The sequence below is a fragment of the Pseudomonas sp. S3_B11 genome (assembly GCF_054667715.1).
On sequence record NZ_CP162749.1, the window covers coordinates 4,980,866 to 4,998,239 of the forward strand.

Here is a 17,374-nt window from a genome sequence, read left to right on the forward strand (position 1 = left end):
TTCACGCTGTGGGCACTGCTCACAGCTGCAGCGGCACTGCGGGCAACCTCCTGGGCCGTGGCCGACATCTGGTTCATCGCCGTGGCCACCAGTTCGATCTGGCTGCGCTGGCCGGCGACGGCCTGGTTGCTCTGGGCCGATACCGTTTCCACCTGCCCGGCCTGGCGTTCGACTTCGGCGACGGTGCGACCGACCTGTTCGATCAGGTCATGGATCTTCGCCACCGTACCGTTGAACACTTCACCCAATTCGCCCAGCTCATCCTTGCTGCAGGCAACAAAATTGACCGTCATGTCCCCCGCCGCCACCTTGTCCATCATCTGGCCCAGGTGCTGGAGCGTGGTGCGGGTCGAGGCGTAGAAACCGGCGTACAGGTAAAAAATCAACAGGAACACCAGCACCAGCGCCACGGCTTGCAGCACCATGTGGCTGCGGTTCTGCTCCAGACGCTGCTGCAACTGCACACCCAGGAAGCCCTGGGTCGCCTCGTTCAGCCGATAGGTCTGCTCCATCAGGCCACTGACTTGCTCATAAAATGCCGGCCACGGCGCATCGAGCGTGTCGGCCATCACTACCTGCTCTTCAATCAGTTCACTGGCCTTCTTGAGGGTGCTCTTGCTGCCATTGGCCTGATCGGCAAGGGCCTGCCCGGCGGCCTTGCTGGAACCCAAGGCATCCTGCAGTTTCAAGTCATATTCGCCCTGGAGCTTTTCGATCTGCGCCAGCAACTCGTCGAAGCGGGTGCTCGACGCCGAGTTGAGAAACCCCAGCCCCAACGAGGACGCGCCCAGCGCCCGGCCTTCGCCGAGAATCTGGGTGACCTTGGGGGTCGTGCCGATGATCAACTCGCTAAGCTGACGGATGTCGCTCTGGTTGTCGCGGCTCAGCCCCGCCTGGCTGGCGATGAGCTGGCCGAACATCTGGGCGCTGTTGAGCAACTTGCCGATCAGCGCACTTTTGCTCTGCAGCGAGCTTTCGGCCTGCTGGGCCTTGAAAGCTCCGATCATTTCGTCGCGCTTGGCCTCGAAGGCACTGACCTGCTCTGGCTCGATGGCCACGGGAGTCATGCCTTGCAGCCGCACGAGGACCTGTTGTTCCAGGCTGCCGATCTTCGCTTCGACATCACCGGCCTTGCCGGACTGGCCCAGGCTGGCGTTGATCTGCACCAGGTTATTCAGGGTTTCCAGGTCCCGGCGCAGGGTCAGGCTGCTGCCCAGCAGGTCGAGGCTTTGCAGCTCCACTTGCGTGCCCTGGAATTCCCGATAGGAATCGCGCACCAGAAAGAAGTTGGTTACCAGCATTGGCAACAGGAACAGCACGCTGATCAGGCTGAACTTCATGCCGAAGCTCAGGCGGTTCATCAGCGCGACGGCGGGCCAGAGCAAACTCTTCACAAGGAAGTCTCCCGGTAGTGTTCTTATTGTTATGAGTTCGCGCACGGAGACAGCAGAAAGCCACTATTCGGGCGCTGTCCCTGTATAGCCTAAATCGGCGGGGAGATTTGTAACTTAAGGTTAACGAGAAGGACTGACACGGTTCAGCTGTGGGAGGGGGATTTATCTGTGGGAGCAAGGCTTGCCCGCGATGCAGGCGCCTCGATTTCTGAAAGACCGCATCGCTTGTATCGCGGGCAAGCCTTGCTCCCACCGTATCCCTCGCCACAAGGAAATGTGTTGGTTGCTTTCAGGCCAACACCGTCCACAACGCAAACCCGGCATACCAGAGCAGCGCCGCACGCAGCAGCAGTTCCCAGAGACGGTCCAGGCTGTTGATACCGTCCGGTCCGGCGACGGGCCGGGGGATCTCGCCTGCCACCAGGCCGACCTTGTCGATAAGGTCGGCGGCGCTGATGTTCCAGTTCAGCAGCTCATGCAGCATGACCCGGCTGACCGCGACGAAATTGCCCACCAGGGCGAAGCTCGCCGCCAGCAACCGCACCGGCACCCAATCGAAGGCATGGCGCATTTGCGCGGCCCGCTCGGCCACGCCGGGGTTCTGGCTGTGCTCGGCGGCCAGCGCCAGCAGTCGATAACTCAGGGCGGCGACCGGGCCCAACACGAAGTACCAGAAAATCACCGCGAAGAAGCTCTGGTAGGCCTGCCACAACAAATGCCCCTGGACCCGCTCCAGCAACTGCTCACCGTCATCGGCTTCAATGTCCAGGTCGCGCTTGGCGACATGGGCCGCCGCTTGCAGGTCTTCCCGACGCCACGCGTCGCGAAACGGCCCGAGGCCGGCCAGCAGATCACCGCGCCCCAGGCTGTAAATCACCACCAGCAAATGCACCGGCAGCGCCAACAGACCGTAGGCCACCGGCTCCAGCACCCACAGCAGCAACGCCAGCAGCGCCACGGGCAGCAAAACCATCACCGTCAGCACCAGCCAGGGTCGGTTGACCCAACGTGGGCTCGCCTCGAGCTTGCTCAGCTCGTGCAGCCAACCGCCGTCGCGCTGGACCCGCTGGCGCAAGGCCGAGAACTTCTCGATCCAGACGGCCAGCAGCAACACCAGAAAACTCATTGTCCTTCCCCTTCTGTCAGGGCCGCGCGATAGCGCACCCAGTCGAATGCCGGTCCCGGATCGGTCTTGCGCCCCGGTGCGATGTCGCTGTGCCCGCAGATACGCTGCACAGTGATCGCCCTGAACGCCGCTTGCAACTGCCGGGTCAGGTCCACCAACGCGGCATATTGCGCATCGGTGAACGGCAGATCATCCGTGCCCTCAAGCTCGATGCCCAGGGAAAAATCGTTACAGGTCTCACGCCCCTCGAAGCACGAGACACCCGCATGCCACGCACGATCCAGACAAGAGACAAACTGGGTCACGGCGCCGTCACGCTCGATCAGAAAATGCGCAGAGACGCGCAGGTCGGCGATACCGACAAAGTAGGGATGTTCCGTGACATCCAGACGATTCTGGAAGAATTCCTGCACCTTGCCCGTGGCGAATTGTGCCGGTGGCAGGCTGATGTTGTGGATCACCAGCAGGGAGATTTCGCCTTCGGGGCGCGCATTGAAGTTGGGCGATGGGCAATGACGTATCCCCTCGCACCAACCGCTCGCGGAGTCCAAATGCATACAGGTTCCTTCGATGACGACGGTGAATGCCGCCAGTATGCCGTGATCGGACCGGGCTGCGCGATCACTTGCCGCGATTGAGCTGGCGCAGATTGCCCAGCACCGACTCCAGCGCGCGGTCGAACAACAGGGTGTCGTCCAACAGCCGCGCCGCGCCACGGCGAAACTCCAGGGCCAGGCTGGTGCGGCTGTGCTCCAGTACCTTGAGGCCGGTGCGATTGACGAAGACATATTTGCCGGTGGCCTCGATGATCGCCGCCAGCTTGCAACGCAAGGTGTTGTCATCGTCCTCCTGGAACTCGACCCAGCTTCCCAGGTGCAACTGGTCGACCTGCAGCAGCCCAACGTCATCGGCCGGCAAATGCACCGCCACGCTCTCCCCCGCCGACTTTTGAGGGGGCCGCAAGACGATTTTTTCCAGCACCTCGACCATGGCCGACGAATCGAACGACTGGGCCTGTTCCGTCGCTTGGCCCGTGCGTTCGAGCGCCTGCACATGCAGGGCTTCCAGCTCACTGAAAAACTCGCTGGTGGCGAACGGGTCGAACGCCGAGCGACTCAAGCCTTCACGCAGGGCCTTGAGCAGTTCGGGCACTATCGCCAGCAAACGCAGGCCGGCATCGGGTTCGTCGTGAGGCTGGACGCTCCAGATCAATTGCTCCAGGGTCAAGACGTCGGCCTGCCACTCGGCGGAATACTTGCCATGCTTGAAGCACGTCAGCAGCAACACCTGGCTCCAGGCGTGTTGCACGAACTCCACCACGGCTTGCGGCAGGACTTTGCCCAACATCACCTGGTTCAGCGCCCCTTCGACGCGCTGGCGCGCCAGTTCGGCCTTGGCCCGGCCCTCTTCGGCATCGCGGATGCGCTGTTCGAGCAGCTCACTGCGGCGCCGCTCGTCACTGGTGAAGGCCAGAAAGTCGGCCAGCAGCTCGGAGAAAATCGCCGGGTCATCGACAAAATCATTCAACAAGCGCTGCACCACCTGTTCGATGCGCAGGTAGAGGCTGTCGCGCTGATGATCGTCGCAATCACCCCAGCCCATGGCCGCGGCCGCAATTTCGTTAAGCAGTCGCCGGGCCGGATGATTGCCACGGCTGAAGAAACTCTTGTCCTGCACCGCGACCTTGAGCATCGGGATTTGCAGGCGGCCGATCAGGGCCTTGAAGGAGTCTGGCAGGTTGTGATCGTCGAGGATGAATTCGAACATCATCGAGATCAGGTTGATCACGTCTTCATCGGCGCCTTCGACCACGCGAGACTTGCCACTCCTGACGCTGACCCGGGTCAACAGCTGTTCGAGCTGGCTACGCAAATCGAACTCGTCGTAAACGGTAGGTGCCGGCACGTATTGCTGCAAATGAGAGAGCAGCCGCAGCAGGTCACGGGTTGAAATCGGCTGGGGCGGTGCGCTGGGTTCCAGGGTCGGCGCCACAGTGCCACGCACCTGCATCAACAGTTTCTGCAAGGCGGCGAACACTTCCTGCACGCTGTCATCGACCTCGGCATCGCTGGGCTTGGCGGCCATCTCGGCGGCGGGCCTGGGGTTATCCTCGGTGCGATCCGACGCCCGGCGCGCCAGCGTAACCTTGAGCTCTGGCAGGATGCCTGTAGCGGCCAGCAACTGGTTGGCCTCGGTATAGAGTTGGTCGCAATCGCTGAGCACATAACGCTCAAACAGCTTGAGCAGGATCAGCTTGACCTTGATTCCCACGCCCAGGTTGCGCCCGGCCTGCAGGAACTTTTCGCACAGCAATGCCGGACTCAAGGGATTGTGCTGATTGGCCAGCGGGCGGGCCAGCAGCACACTGAGTCGGGCCGTCAGTTGTTCCAGCGACACACCATCGCGTCTGAGCACCCGAGTGACCATCGCCTCGACCGCCAGTTGCCGCTCCTGGTCGTCCTGGGAGCGCTGGATTGGGCTGTCTGGCACCAAGCTGGTATGGGTCAGGTCGTATTGGGCGAGGCTGACGAAGGTCTCGAAAAACTGCTCGATAAATTCACGTTCGATGCTTTTACGCTTCAGGCGCAGGTCCCGCATGGCCTCGAAGTACAGGTTTTGCTCGACGTCGTCGCGTGCCCGGTCGGCCATTTCAAACAAGGTGTCGTCGGCGTTATCGAACAGCCCCTGCAAGCCCAGGCGCAACTGCTGGGCGGCCTTGTCGCGAACCTGAAGCAGAATCACAGGCAGGCGGGCGAGCGGCGAAGGATTCGCCTGATCGGTAGCGACCTTGTGCAAAGGCACTACATTCCCGTCGTTGTGCATCCTGGCCTCCTGAAACGGCTTTCTGCGGCTCGCAACGTCAAAGCTATGACGTCAATCGAAAGGCGGATTATCGGATAAAACAACCCTGTCGTACCAGCACACTCTGTGATCCATCTCGAAATACGGCGCAATAAGTGACCCGGGAAATGAGGAAATGTTGCGAGGACGCGACCAAATGCAGGTTTCGACACCCTATAATCAGGCCACTTTGTTTGTGGAGCCCGTTATGCCGAATCTACGTCTCGCCGATCTGACCGCCGAAATCGAAGCCAACGTGCGCCGTGCGTTGCTTGAAGACATCGGCAGCGGCGACATCACCGCGCAACTGATCCCCGCCGAACGCCTGGCCAAGGCCACCATCATTACCCGCGACGCGGCGATCATCAGTGGCACGGCCTGGGTCGACACCGTGTTCCGGCAACTGGACCCGCGTGTCGCGGTGCATTGGCAAGTGCGCGACGGCGACCGGGTCAACCCCGATCAAGCGCTGTTCCACCTGGAAGGCCCGGCCCGCTCGCTGCTGACCGGCGAACGCAGCGCGCTGAACTTCCTGCAAATGCTTTCCGGCGTTGCCACGCGGGCCCGTTACCTGGCCGACTTTGTCGCCGGTACCCAGGTCAAGCTGCTGGACACCCGCAAGACCCTGCCGGGGCTGCGCCTGGCCCAGAAGTACGCGGTCACCTGCGGTGGCTGCCACAACCACCGCATCGGCCTGTACGATGCCTTCCTGATCAAGGAAAACCACATCGCCGCCTGCGGCGGGATCGCCCAGGCCATCGCGGCCGCCCACAAGATCGCACCGGGCAAACCGGTGGAAGTCGAAGTGGAAAGCCTGGCGGAATTGAAGGAAGCGCTGGCGGCCAACGCCGACATCATCATGCTCGACGAACTGAGCCTGGACGACATGCGTGAAGCCGTACGCCTCAATGGCGGCAAGGCGAAGCTGGAAGCCAGCGGCGGGATCAACGAAAGCACGTTGCGCCCGATTGCCGAGACCGGGGTGGACTACATCTCGATCGGCGCGATGACCAAGGATGTGAAGGCAGTGGATCTGTCGATGCGCTTGAGCCTCTGACAACAAAAAACGCCAGCCTTCAAGGCTGGCGTTTTTTTTCAGACCACCAGATTGTTCATCTCGCAGTACTCATCCCATTCCACACCCAGCACCTCGGCCGCTTCCTTGTGCAACGCAAGGCGCTGCGTCTCGAATTCTTCAGGTGTGCTGGTGTACTTGAGCGTCAACTCCCAAGGCTGCAGACCCTGGGCCTCGGCCTCGTCCTCGAACGCCCATTGGATCTGGTCTTTTTGATCGTCGGCAGACAAGTCCTTGATCTCTTCCAGCAACTGGGGCGCATCCAACACGTACTTCTTCAGCGCTTCTTCGTGCCTGGCTTCCTGGGTCAATTCTTTAACAGTCATGGCGTTCTCGTTGATCTGGGGAATGGAAGATGGATCTGGATCATCAAGGATCTCTCTGACGCAAAAAAACCGTGTGAAGCCCGGTTTATCTGGCCTTCAGAACCATTCGGGGATCATCTGAAAACTGCTGGGCGATGCACATGCAGGCACTGAATATAGGACGTTTTGCCGACGATTTACACGGTTCTTTACATCTATCCCACAAAAAAACATGCGCCTGAGAAACCAGGGGAGCTTGGGAACATCTGTCAAAATAACCAGTCATAGCCATGTGCCATGCCGGCACTTCACAAGGAACCCCAGTGATGCGCAGCTTTTCGAAACGTTCGTTGACTCGGCTTGCTACCGCGGCCTTGCTGCTCGGCAGCCTGACTTTGGTCGGCGTTGCCCAAGCAGCTGTTGAAGTCTCCTCTGATGGGCCGTCTTCCGACGACGCTATTCCTGCCCTTCGTTATGACCGATTTGATAAGTACGTACTCGTCAAGACCAATGTCAGCGTCAGCGCCTTGGAAAACCTGCCAAAAACCGTAAAGAACAATGCTGACGAACTGGAAAACCAGAAACGCGTCCTCAGCGAGCAGGCCCGTCAGATCGAAGAACTCAAGCGCAACAGTGGCTCCAGCTCCACCTCCAGCAGCAAGGAAATCGACGAGCTCAAGCGCACCACCAAGGAACAGGAACGCGACCTGAACGATCTGGGCAAGCAAGTGGAAGAACTCAAGCGCAATAGCGGCTCCAGTTCGAGTTCGAGCAACAGCGAGATTTCATCCCTGAAACGGGAGCTCAGCGATCAGGATCGCGAGATGGATCAGCTCAAACGCACGGTCGAGGATCTGAGCAGGAAAGTGAAATAACGAGGGGAATGGTGCCCGAGACAGGAATCGAACCTGCGACCTTCGCGTTACGAGTGCGCTGCTCTACCGACTGAGCTACACGGGCGGTGGCTAAACCTAGCATCGTCCCCTGTGGCCAGGCAACCCGCGACACAGGGATTTTCACCACACAGCAAAACGCCCCGAACCAGTCGGGGCGTTTGCTTGTTCAGCGGTCAGGCGAAGGGGTGATTAAACGCCCGATGCCTTGGCTGCTGCGACGTCCTTGATGGACAGCTTGATACGGCCGCGGTTGTCCACGTCCAGTACCAGCACTTCCACTTCCTGGCCTTCTTTGAGGATGTCGGTCACTTTCTCGACGCGAGCATCGCTCAGCATGGAGATGTGAACCAGACCGTCCTTGCCCGGCAGGATGTTGACGAACGCGCCGAAGTCGACGATGCGCTCAACCTTGCCGACGTAGATCTTGCCGATCTCGGCTTCTGCGGTGATACCCAGGACGCGCTGGCGTGCTGCTTCTGCCGCTTCCTTGGTTTCGCCGAAGATCTTGATCGAACCGTCGTCTTCGATGTCGATCGAAGCCTTGGTTTCTTCACAGATAGCACGGATGGTCGCGCCGCCTTTACCGATGACATCACGGATTTTGTCGGTGTCGATTTTCATCGCGATCATGGTCGGAGCGTTTTCCGACAGTTCGGTACGGGACTGACCGATGATCTGGTTCATCTGACCGAGGATGTTCAGGCGCGCTTCCAGGGCCTGGCCCAGGGCGATTTCCATGATCTCTTCGGTGATGCCCTTGATCTTGATGTCCATCTGCAGTGCGGTGACGCCTTTGGCGGTACCGGCCACTTTGAAGTCCATGTCGCCCAAGTGATCTTCGTCACCCAGGATGTCGGTCAGGACGGCGAATTTCTCGCCCTCTTTGACCAGACCCATGGCGATACCGGCAACCGGAGCCTTCATCGGCACACCGGCGTCCATCAGGGCCAGGGAAGCGCCGCAGACCGAAGCCATCGAGCTCGAACCGTTGGACTCGGTGATTTCCGATACCACGCGGATGGTGTACGGGAACACGTCAGCGGCAGGCAGCATGGCCTGGACCGAACGACGGGCCAGACGGCCGTGACCGATTTCGCGGCGACCGGCGCCACCCATGCGACCACACTCGCCCACCGAGAACGGAGGGAAGTTGTAGTGCAGCATGAACGGGTCTTTCTTCTCGCCTTCCAGGGTGTCCAGCAGTTGCGCGTCACGGGCGGTGCCCAGTGTTGCAACGACCAGCGCCTGGGTTTCGCCACGGGTGAACAGTGCCGAACCGTGGGTCTTTGGCAGAACGCCGACTTCGATGTTCAGCGGACGTACGGTACGGGTGTCGCGACCGTCGATACGCGGCTTGCCGTTGACGATGTTTTCGCGAACGGTGCGGTATTCGATTTCACCGAAAGCGGCCTTGACGTCGCTGGCCGATGGCTGGCCTTCTTCGCCGGACAGCTTGGCAACGACCTGGTCTTTCAACTCGCCCAGGCGCGCATAACGGTCGGCCTTGACGGTGATGGTGTAGGCCTGGGAGATCGCTTCGCCGAACTCGGCACGGATCGCGCCCAGCAGCTCGGTGGCTTCGGCTTGCGGAGCCCAGGTCCAGGTTGGCTTGGCGGCTTCGGCGGCCAGTTCCTTGACGGCGTTGATCACCACCTGGAACTCGTCGTGGGCGAACAGCACGGCGCCCAGCATCTGGTCTTCGGTCAGCTCTTTGGCTTCGGATTCAACCATCAGCACGGCTTCGGAAGTACCGGCCACGACCATGTCCAGGCTCGAAGCCTTCAGTTGCTCGTAGGTCGGGTTCAGCAGGTAGCCGGTGCTTTCGTGGAACGCAACGCGGGCAGCACCGATCGGGCCATCGAAAGGAATGCCGGAGATCGCCAGGGCAGCCGAGGTACCGATCATCGCAGCGATGTCCGGATCGGTTTTCTTGCTGGTGGAGACGACGGTGCAGACAACCTGCACTTCGTTCATGAAGCCTTCTGGGAACAGCGGACGGATCGGACGGTCGATCAGTCGGGAAGTCAGGGTTTCTTTCTCGGAAGGACGGCCTTCGCGCTTGAAGAAACCGCCAGGGATCTTACCGGCAGCGTAAGTCTTTTCCTGGTAGTGAACAGACAGAGGGAAGAAGCCCTTGCCTGGATCGGCTTGCTTGGCACCGACAACGGTCACCAATACGCTGACGTCGTCGTCAACGGTGACCAGCACTGCGCCGGAGGCCTGACGGGCGATACGGCCAGTCTCGAGGGTAACGGTCGACTGACCGAACTGGAATTTTTTGATTACCGGGTTCACGGTGTCCTACCTTCTTTGTGGCTCTTGGGGAACTTGTCTTCTTGCGAAATTCTTGGGCAATGGCGGGAATCGGCCCGACGCCTGTCCAGGGTAAACGTGTATCCAGATAAAACTTGAGGCTGGGAGCCTGCCATGCGCCAGCGGGAAACCCACTGACGTACGACAGACCACCAACCTCTAGCGCAATCGCTGATTAGCGACGCAGACCCAGGCGAGCGATCAGAGCGCTGTAACGGCTCACGTCCTTGCCTTTCAGGTAGTCCAGCAGCTTACGACGCTGGTTTACCATGCGGATCAGACCACGACGGGAGTGGTGATCTTTACCGTTGGCCTTGAAGTGACCTTGCAGTTTGTTGATGTTGTGGGTCAGCAGTGCAACTTGCACTTCTGGCGAACCAGTGTCACCAACAGCTTGCTGGTAGTCAGCTACGATTTGAGCTTTTTCTTGAACGTCGAGAGCCATGAGGCAATCCTTTTAGTCAGGAAACTGTTTCAAGGAAACAGCTTCAACAGGCCAGGGACAAATCCCTGTATCTATAAATGAGTAGTGACCGTGCCTGTTAACAGCCACACTCGCCAACCTGCTGTTACACAGGCTGGTTCCGGTCATTCCGACCGAATCAGTCGACGCGGCGCAATACGCCCGTCTTCGCTCACTTCACCGATACCGATGAAGCGACCGTTGTGATCCTGCACCCGGACCATGCCGAACTTCGGCGCATCCGGGGCACGTACCGGCTGGCCGTTGAGCCAGTAGAACGCACTGTGTTCCGAGAACTGCAACAGCGGCCAATCCAGCAACCCGCTGTCCGATGGCATCAGGAAACGGTCGACCGCTTCGTTGCCGCCTTCGGCATGTACCGCTTCAAGCTCTTCCAGCGTGACCGTCTGGGCCAACGTGAAAGGCCCGGCCTGGGTCCGTCGCAATTCTGCCACGTACGCGCCACAGCCGAGCTGTTCACCAATATCCTCCACCAGGGTCCGGATATAGGTGCCCTTGCTGCAATCCACGGCCAGCCGCGCAGTATCACCGTCAAAGGCCAGCAATTCCAAGCGCGCAATAGTAACAGAACGCGGCTCACGCTCCACTACTTCGCCTGCCCGGGCCAGTTTATACAAGGGCTGGCCATCACGCTTCAGAGCCGAGTACATCGGCGGTATCTGACTGATTTGCCCACGAAAAGCTGGCAGCACGGCTTCGATATCAGCCTGACCAACGGTCACCGGGCGCTCGAGCAAAACCTCACCTTCGGCATCCGCCGTGGTGGTGGTCTTGCCCAGTTGCGCCAGGGTTTCATAGCCCTTGTCGGAATCGAGCAGGTACTGGGAAAACTTGGTCGCCTCGCCAAAGCACAGCGGCAGCACGCCGGTGGCCAGCGGATCGAGGCTACCGGTATGCCCGGCCTTTTCGGCATTGAGCAGCCAGCGAACCTTCTGCAACGCCGCGTTGGACGTGAACCCCAGCGGCTTGTCGAGCAGGATGATACCGCTGACGTTACGACGGATACGTTTGACCTGAGCCACCGATTACTCCTTGGTGTCTTCGGGTTCAGCCGCAACCGGATGCTGGCTGTCTTCAGCCACGGCGCGTTCGATCAGGGCCGACAGATGCGCACCACGCACGACGCTTTCGTCGTAGTGGAAGTGCAGCTGTGGGACGCTGCGCAGCTTCATTTCCCGAGCCAGCTGCATACGCAGGAAGCCAGCGGCCGAGTTGAGCACCTTGATGCTCTGGGCGATTTCTTCGGCGCTGTCCTGGCCCATCACGGTGATGAAAATCTTGGCATGACCGACGTCACGACTGACTTCCACTGCGGTAATGGTGACCAGGCCGACGCGCGGGTCTTTGACTTCGCGACGGATCAGTTGGGCCAGCTCACGCTGCATCTGATCGCCGATTCGTTGGGTACGGCTGTATTCTTTTGCCATGTCTTGTTACCTGTTACTGCCCCACGGTGAAACCCGCGAGGTCTGAAAGCGGCAAACGCCCGGCCTGGCAAAAGCCAGACCGGGCGTTGCGTTTAGAGTCCGCCAACGAAGCAGCGCATGTTCATGCGGCTACCCGGTGCAGCTCTTGAAGTGCGCGAGTCAGAGGCTGCGAGCAACCTGGACCTTCTCGAAGACTTCGATCTTGTCGCCGACCTTGACGTCGTTGTAGCTCTTGACGCCAATACCGCATTCCATGCCGGCACGTACTTCGGAAGCGTCATCCTTGAAGCGGCGCAGGGATTCCAGCTCGCCTTCGAAGATCACGATGTCTTCACGCAGTACACGGATCGGACGGTTACGGTGAACAACACCCTCGATCACCATGCAACCGGCGATGGCACCAAACTTCGGCGAACGGAACACATCGCGAACTTCGGCCACACCCAGGATGTTCTCCCGGACGTCGCTGCCCAGCATACCGGTCAACGCTTTCTTGACGTCTTCGATGATGTCGTAGATTACGTTGTAGTAACGCATATCCAGGCCTTCCTGCTCGACGATCTTGCGAGCGCCGGCATCGGCACGCACGTTGAAGCCGAACAGTACAGCGTTGGAGGCCAGTGCCAGGTTGGCGTCGGATTCGGTGATACCACCGACACCGCCACCGACCACACGCACTTGCACTTCGTCGTTACCCAGGCCATTCAAGGCGCCGTTCAACGCTTCCAGCGAACCACGGACGTCGGATTTGAGGACGATGTTGAGCGTCTTCTTCTCTTCCTGCCCCATGTTCTCGAAGATGTTTTCCAGCTTGCCAGCGTGAGCACGAGCCAGTTTGACTTCGCGGAACTTGCCTTGACGGAACAGAGCCACTTCACGGGCTTTCTTCTCGTCAGCCACAACGCTCATCTCGTCGCCAGCATCCGGGGTGCCGTCCAGGCCGAGAATCTCGACCGGGATAGCGGGACCTGCTTCCTTGATGGACTTGCCGTTCTCGTCGAGCATGGCACGTACACGGCCGTAGTTCGAACCGACCAGCACCATGTCGCCTTGACGCAGGGTACCGTCTTGAACCAGGACGGTCGCAACCGGGCCACGGCCCTTGTCGAGACGCGATTCAACGACCACACCACGGCCAGGAGCCGAAGGCGTAGCGGTCAGTTCCAGAACCTCGGCTTGCAACAGAACGGCTTCGAGCAGTTCGTCAACGCCGGTACCCATCTTCGCCGAGACCGGAACGAATGGAGTGTCGCCACCCCACTCTTCAGAGGTCACGCCGTGGACCGACAGTTCGCTGCGGATGCGATCGAGATCGGCGCCCGGCTTGTCGATCTTGTTCACCGCAACCACCAGCGGCACGCCAGCTGCCTTGGCATGCTGAACGGCTTCGATGGTTTGCGGCATCACGCCGTCGTCCGCTGCAACCACCAGGATCACGATGTCGGTCGCCTTGGCACCACGAGCACGCATCGCGGTAAACGCGGCGTGACCTGGGGTGTCGAGGAACGTCACCATGCCGCGGTCGGTTTCAACGTGGTAGGCGCCGATGTGCTGGGTAATGCCGCCAGCCTCACCTGCCGCAACCTTCGCACGACGAATATAGTCGAGCAGGGACGTTTTACCGTGGTCAACGTGACCCATGACGGTCACAACCGGAGCACGGGAAACCGCCTCACCTTCAAACTTCAGGGACTCGGCCAGGGAATCTTCCAGGGCGGTGTCGCTGACCAGGGTCACTTTGTGGCCCAGCTCTTCAGCAACCAGTTGGGCAGTTTCCTGGTCCAGTACCTGGTTGATGGTGGCTGGCGTACCCAGCTTGAACATGAACTTGATGATTTCAGCAGCCTTGACCGACATCTGCTGGGCCAGATCGCCCACAGTGATGGTCTCGCCGATCTTCACTTCACGCACGACAGGGCCGGTAGGGCTCTGGAAACCGTGGGCGTTGCGCTTCTTCAGCTTGGCCTTGCCGCGACCGCCGCGACGGAAGCCATCGCTTTCCTCATCGGTGGTACGTGGCGCAACGCGTGGCGCTGGCGCCTTTTCCTTGACCGAAGCACGATGAGGAGCGTTCTTGCGCTCGCCATCGCCACTGCCACGACGGTTGTCGTCGGCACGTGGTTTGTCCGGACGACGCTGTTCGTCGCGCTTGCGAGTATCGGCCGGAGCCGCAGCCGCAGCCACGACTGGAGCGGCTTCGCGCACAGGTTCGGCTACCGGGGCAACAGCCTCGACGGCTTCTACCGGAGCGGCTTGCGCAGCAGCAGGCTGGCGACGCGCTTCTTCTTCGGCGCGACGCTTGGCTTCTTCTTCAGCCTTCTGACGAGCAGCATTTTCTACTGCGCGACGTTCTTCCTGTTCGCGTTTGCGCTCGGCTTCGATTTCTTCCGGGCTGCGCTGTACGAAGACTTTCTTCTTGCGTACTTCAACGCTGATGCTTTTGCTACCGGCAACACGCAGGGTGCTGGTGGTTTTACGCTGCAGAGTGATCTTGCGCGGTTCTTCCACTTTCGCCTTGTGACTGCTCTTCAGGTGAGTCAGCAGGGACTGCTTCTCACTGTCGGTCACATGTTCCTCGGCGGCGGTGTGCGGCAGACCTGCCTCACGCATCTGCTGCAACAGGCGCTCTACCGGTGTTTTGACCTCATCGGCCAGTTGTTTCACCGTGACTTGCGTCATGCACTTCTCTCCTCAGGCCGCGCCTAATTACTCGAACCAGTGGGCTCGGGCGGCCATGATCAACTTGCCGGCACGATCATCGTCAATGCCGTCGATGTCGAGCAGATCGTCAATAGACTGCTCGGCCAGGTCTTCGCGGGTAATTACGCCGCGCACCGCCAGTTCCATCGCCAAATCCTTGTCCATGCCCTCAAGCGAGAGCAGGTCTTCGGCCGGATGGGCGTCTGCCAGCTTTTCCTCAGTAGCGATGGCTTTGGTCAACAAACGATCCTTGGCCCGAGCGCGAAGCTCGTTGACGATCTCCTCGTCAAAGCCGTCGATGTTGAGCATTTCCTCCACCGGTACGTAGGCAATCTCTTCCAGGCTGGTAAAGCCTTCATCCACCAGCACCTGCGCCAGCTCTTCATCGACTTCAAGCTCGTCGATGAAGTTGCGCAGGATGTCGCCGGTTTCAGCTTGCTGTTTAGCCTGGATGTCCGATTCGGTCATCACGTTCAGGGTCCAGCCAGTCAACTGGCTGGCCAGACGCACGTTCTGACCACCGCGACCGATGGCCTGAGCCAGATTGTCTGCGCCAACGGCGATGTCCATGGCGTGGGCATCTTCGTCGACGATAATTGCCGCCACTTCAGCGGGCGACATGGCATTGATCACGAACTGCGCCGGGTTGTCGTCCCACAGGACGATGTCCACGCGCTCGCCGCCCAACTCGCCGGATACGGCCTGGACACGCGAACCACGCATGCCGATGCAGGCACCTTGCGGGTCGATGCGCTTGTCCTTGGAGCGGACCGCGATCTTGGCACGCGATCCCGGATCACGGGAGGCGGCCATGACTTCGATCAGGCCTTCAGCAATTTCCGGCACTTCGATGCGGAACAACTCGATCAGCATTTCCGGCGCGGTACGCGACAGGATCAGCTGCGGGCCGCGGTTCTCGGTGCGGATTTCCTTGAGCAGCGCACGCAAACGCACGCCAACCCGGAAAGTTTCGCGAGAGATGATGTCTTCGCGAGCCAGCAACGCTTCGGCGTTGTTGCCCAGGTCGACGATCACATTGTCGCGGGTCACTTTTTTCACGGTGCCGGAGATGATTTCCCCCAGGCGCTCGCGATAAGCGTCGACGACTTGCGCGCGCTCGGCTTCGCGAACTTTCTGCACAATGACCTGCTTGGCAGTCTGTGCAGCGATGCGACCGAACTCGATGGACTCGATTTTTTCTTCTACTACATCACCAACCTTGGCGCCCGGGTGCGTTTCTGCAACCTTGCTCGGCCAGGTTTCGATAGCCGGATCGTCCAGGTCGGCTTCCTCGACTACCGTCCAGCGACGGAAAGTCTCGTAGGCACCGGTGTGGCGATTGATTTCCACACGCAAATCAACTTCGTCTTCAAACCGCTTCTTGGTAGCAGTGGCCAGAGCCAGCTCCAGCGCTTCAAAAATAACGTTAGCCGGTACGCCCTTTTCATTGGATACCGACTCAACAACCAGCAGTACTTCTTTGCTCATCGTACGCCTCGCCTTTCGCAAGCCATTGGATCCGCGGGATCCGCAGTATCTGGCACGTATCAGTCAAAACTGGGAATAATGTTGGCCTTGTCGATCATATCGATCGGCAACAGGAACTCATGGTCATCTACCTGCACCACGACGTCCTGCTCTTCTACACCGCGCAGAAGGCCTTGGAAGTTGCGTCGACCTTCGAAAGGCGAGCGCAGCTTGATCTTCACTTGTTCACCGGCAAACGAAGCGAACTGTTCAAGTGTGAACAGGGGGCGCTCCATGCCAGGCGAGGAAACTTCAAGGGTGTATTCGGAGGTGATTGGATCTTCAACATCCAGTACACCGCTGATCTGACGGCTGACGATGGCGCAATCATCCACCAACACGCCGCCTTCCTTATCGATATAAACGCGCAACAGTGAGTGGCGACCTTGAGCCGAGAACTCAATACCCCAGCATTCATAGCCAAGGGCCACGACCACCGGGGCCAACAAGGCCTGCAACTGTTCTAGCTTGCTCGACACCTGAACCCCCTCGTGCATGTTTGTGCATGCTGTGCAAATAAAAAAAAATGGGCGAATCGCCCATCCCTGAAACGCCGTCGAACAGCGGCGTTATAAAGTGTCCAGCTAACAAAAAGCCCCTTGGAAGGGGCCCCTGAAACTGGTTGCGGGAGCCGGATTTGAACCGACGACCTTCGGGTTATGAGCCCGACGAGCTACCAGACTGCTCCATCCCGCGACAAAGCTGGGGCGGAAGTATACGACCGATCCTTTACAGGGTCAATGTAACCCTTCCACCTACAAGAAAGCCCGCAATCGCGGGCTCTCCTGATAATTGGTACCGAGAAGGGGACTCGAACCCCTACACCCTATGGGCACAACCACCTCAAGGTTGCGTGTCTACCAATTCCACCACCTCGGCAATACAGCGTTTGAAACCTTCTTACTTCTGCTCTTGAGCTGGAGGTACGTCAGTCGCCGGGTTGGCCGACTTTTGCTCTTGAAGCACCGGGACATCATCAGAAGCCGGCTGTTGCTTTGGCGCTTCCAGTACCGCTGGGTTTGGCAAACCTACTTGAGTCAGCTCATGAGCTTTCTCTTTAGCAAAGTAACCTAACCCTAAGCTGGTCATGAAGAAACCGGCGGCAAGTATAGCAGTAAACTTACTAAGAAAGGTAGAGGAACCTTGGCTTCCGAACACAGTATTTGAAGCACCTGCACCGAAAGACGCACCAGCATCCGCACCTTTACCCTGCTGCAGCAATACCAGAGCAACTACGCCCAGTGCACCCAGCAGATGAAAAACGACTACGACTGTTTCCAGCATTT

The 17,374-nt window shown here is 59.4% G+C and carries 14 protein-coding genes, 3 tRNA genes and 1 pseudogene; 2 read left to right on the plus strand and 16 right to left on the minus strand.

What is annotated here, in order from left to right:
• Positions 1 to 269: 269 nt before the first annotated feature.
• The 4 genes and pseudogenes from AB4O22_RS22480 to AB4O22_RS22495 all read right to left on the minus strand — a co-directional run.
• Positions 270 to 1,361 (minus strand): annotated as a pseudogene (locus AB4O22_RS22480) (methyl-accepting chemotaxis protein); the annotation flags it as partial.
• Between the two features lie 322 nt (positions 1,362 to 1,683).
• Positions 1,684 to 2,520, minus strand: a complete 837-nt coding sequence (gene ampE / locus AB4O22_RS22485) for a regulatory signaling modulator protein AmpE (RefSeq protein ID WP_223470340.1) — start codon at positions 2,518 to 2,520, stop codon at positions 1,684 to 1,686.
• The gene (gene ampD / locus AB4O22_RS22490; RefSeq protein WP_223470339.1) at positions 2,517 to 3,077 is read right to left on the minus strand and encodes a 1,6-anhydro-N-acetylmuramyl-L-alanine amidase AmpD; all 561 of its coding nucleotides are present in this window, start codon (positions 3,075 to 3,077) and stop codon (positions 2,517 to 2,519) included. Before ampD ends, ampE begins: the two co-directional genes overlap by 4 nt.
• Positions 3,078 to 3,141: 64 nt before the next feature.
• A complete protein-coding gene (locus tag AB4O22_RS22495) occupies positions 3,142 to 5,343 on the minus strand; it encodes a DUF1631 domain-containing protein (protein WP_223470338.1) in 2,202 nt (733 codons plus the stop codon).
• Positions 5,344 to 5,569: 226 nt separating this feature from the next.
• Between AB4O22_RS22495 and nadC the strand changes: the two genes are divergently transcribed.
• Positions 5,570 to 6,418, plus strand: a complete 849-nt coding sequence (gene nadC, locus AB4O22_RS22500; protein WP_223470337.1) for a carboxylating nicotinate-nucleotide diphosphorylase — start codon at positions 5,570 to 5,572, stop codon at positions 6,416 to 6,418.
• A 38-nt stretch (positions 6,419 to 6,456) separates the two neighbouring features.
• Here the strand turns inward: nadC and AB4O22_RS22505 are convergent, their stop codons facing one another.
• A complete protein-coding gene (locus AB4O22_RS22505) occupies positions 6,457 to 6,762 on the minus strand; it encodes a DUF6388 family protein (RefSeq protein ID WP_003197729.1) in 306 nt (101 codons plus the stop codon).
• A gap of 305 nt (positions 6,763 to 7,067) precedes the next feature.
• On the opposite strand from AB4O22_RS22505, the gene AB4O22_RS22510 reads away from it, so the two are divergent.
• Positions 7,068 to 7,616: a hypothetical protein gene (locus AB4O22_RS22510; RefSeq protein WP_223470352.1), complete on the plus strand. Its 549-nt coding sequence runs from the start codon at positions 7,068 to 7,070 to the stop codon at positions 7,614 to 7,616.
• 9 nt (positions 7,617 to 7,625) lie between these two features.
• Here AB4O22_RS22510 and AB4O22_RS22515 read toward each other — a convergent pair.
• The 11 genes from AB4O22_RS22515 to secG all read right to left on the minus strand — a co-directional run bounded on the left by AB4O22_RS22515 (position 7,626) and on the right by secG (position 17,372).
• A tRNA-Thr gene (locus AB4O22_RS22515) sits at positions 7,626 to 7,701 on the minus strand.
• Between the two features lie 125 nt (positions 7,702 to 7,826).
• The gene (gene pnp, locus AB4O22_RS22520; RefSeq protein ID WP_003197725.1) at positions 7,827 to 9,932 is read right to left on the minus strand and encodes a polyribonucleotide nucleotidyltransferase; all 2,106 of its coding nucleotides are present in this window, start codon (positions 9,930 to 9,932) and stop codon (positions 7,827 to 7,829) included.
• A gap of 193 nt (positions 9,933 to 10,125) precedes the next feature.
• Complete coding sequence (rpsO, locus tag AB4O22_RS22525; protein WP_003197723.1) at positions 10,126 to 10,395, minus strand: 30S ribosomal protein S15; 270 nt, start codon at positions 10,393 to 10,395, stop codon at positions 10,126 to 10,128.
• 143 nt (positions 10,396 to 10,538) lie between these two features.
• Positions 10,539 to 11,456, minus strand: coding sequence for a tRNA pseudouridine(55) synthase TruB (gene truB / locus AB4O22_RS22530; RefSeq protein WP_223470335.1), 918 nt, complete (start codon positions 11,454 to 11,456; stop codon positions 10,539 to 10,541).
• Positions 11,457 to 11,459: 3 nt separating this feature from the next.
• Positions 11,460 to 11,861 carry a 30S ribosome-binding factor RbfA gene (gene rbfA / locus AB4O22_RS22535; protein WP_003177871.1) on the minus strand — a complete coding sequence of 134 codons (402 nt, stop codon included), beginning with the start codon at positions 11,859 to 11,861 and terminating at the stop codon, positions 11,460 to 11,462.
• Positions 11,862 to 12,020: 159 nt separating this feature from the next.
• Positions 12,021 to 14,540: a translation initiation factor IF-2 gene (gene infB, locus AB4O22_RS22540; RefSeq protein ID WP_003197719.1), complete on the minus strand. Its 2,520-nt coding sequence runs from the start codon at positions 14,538 to 14,540 to the stop codon at positions 12,021 to 12,023.
• A gap of 27 nt (positions 14,541 to 14,567) precedes the next feature.
• On the minus strand, positions 14,568 to 16,049 hold the full coding sequence (nusA, locus tag AB4O22_RS22545) for a transcription termination factor NusA (protein WP_003197716.1): 1,482 nt from the start codon (positions 16,047 to 16,049) through the stop codon (positions 14,568 to 14,570).
• Between the two features lie 59 nt (positions 16,050 to 16,108).
• Entirely contained in the window at positions 16,109 to 16,567 is a 459-nt protein-coding gene (gene rimP, locus AB4O22_RS22550) for a ribosome maturation factor RimP (protein ID WP_013692254.1), read from the minus strand.
• Between the two features lie 140 nt (positions 16,568 to 16,707).
• Positions 16,708 to 16,784 (minus strand) — tRNA-Met (locus tag AB4O22_RS22555).
• A 97-nt stretch (positions 16,785 to 16,881) separates the two neighbouring features.
• A tRNA-Leu gene (locus AB4O22_RS22560) sits at positions 16,882 to 16,967 on the minus strand.
• 21 nt (positions 16,968 to 16,988) lie between these two features.
• Positions 16,989 to 17,372, minus strand: a complete 384-nt coding sequence (gene secG, locus AB4O22_RS22565) for a preprotein translocase subunit SecG (protein ID WP_003197714.1) — start codon at positions 17,370 to 17,372, stop codon at positions 16,989 to 16,991.
• Positions 17,373 to 17,374: the final 2 nt, after the last annotated feature.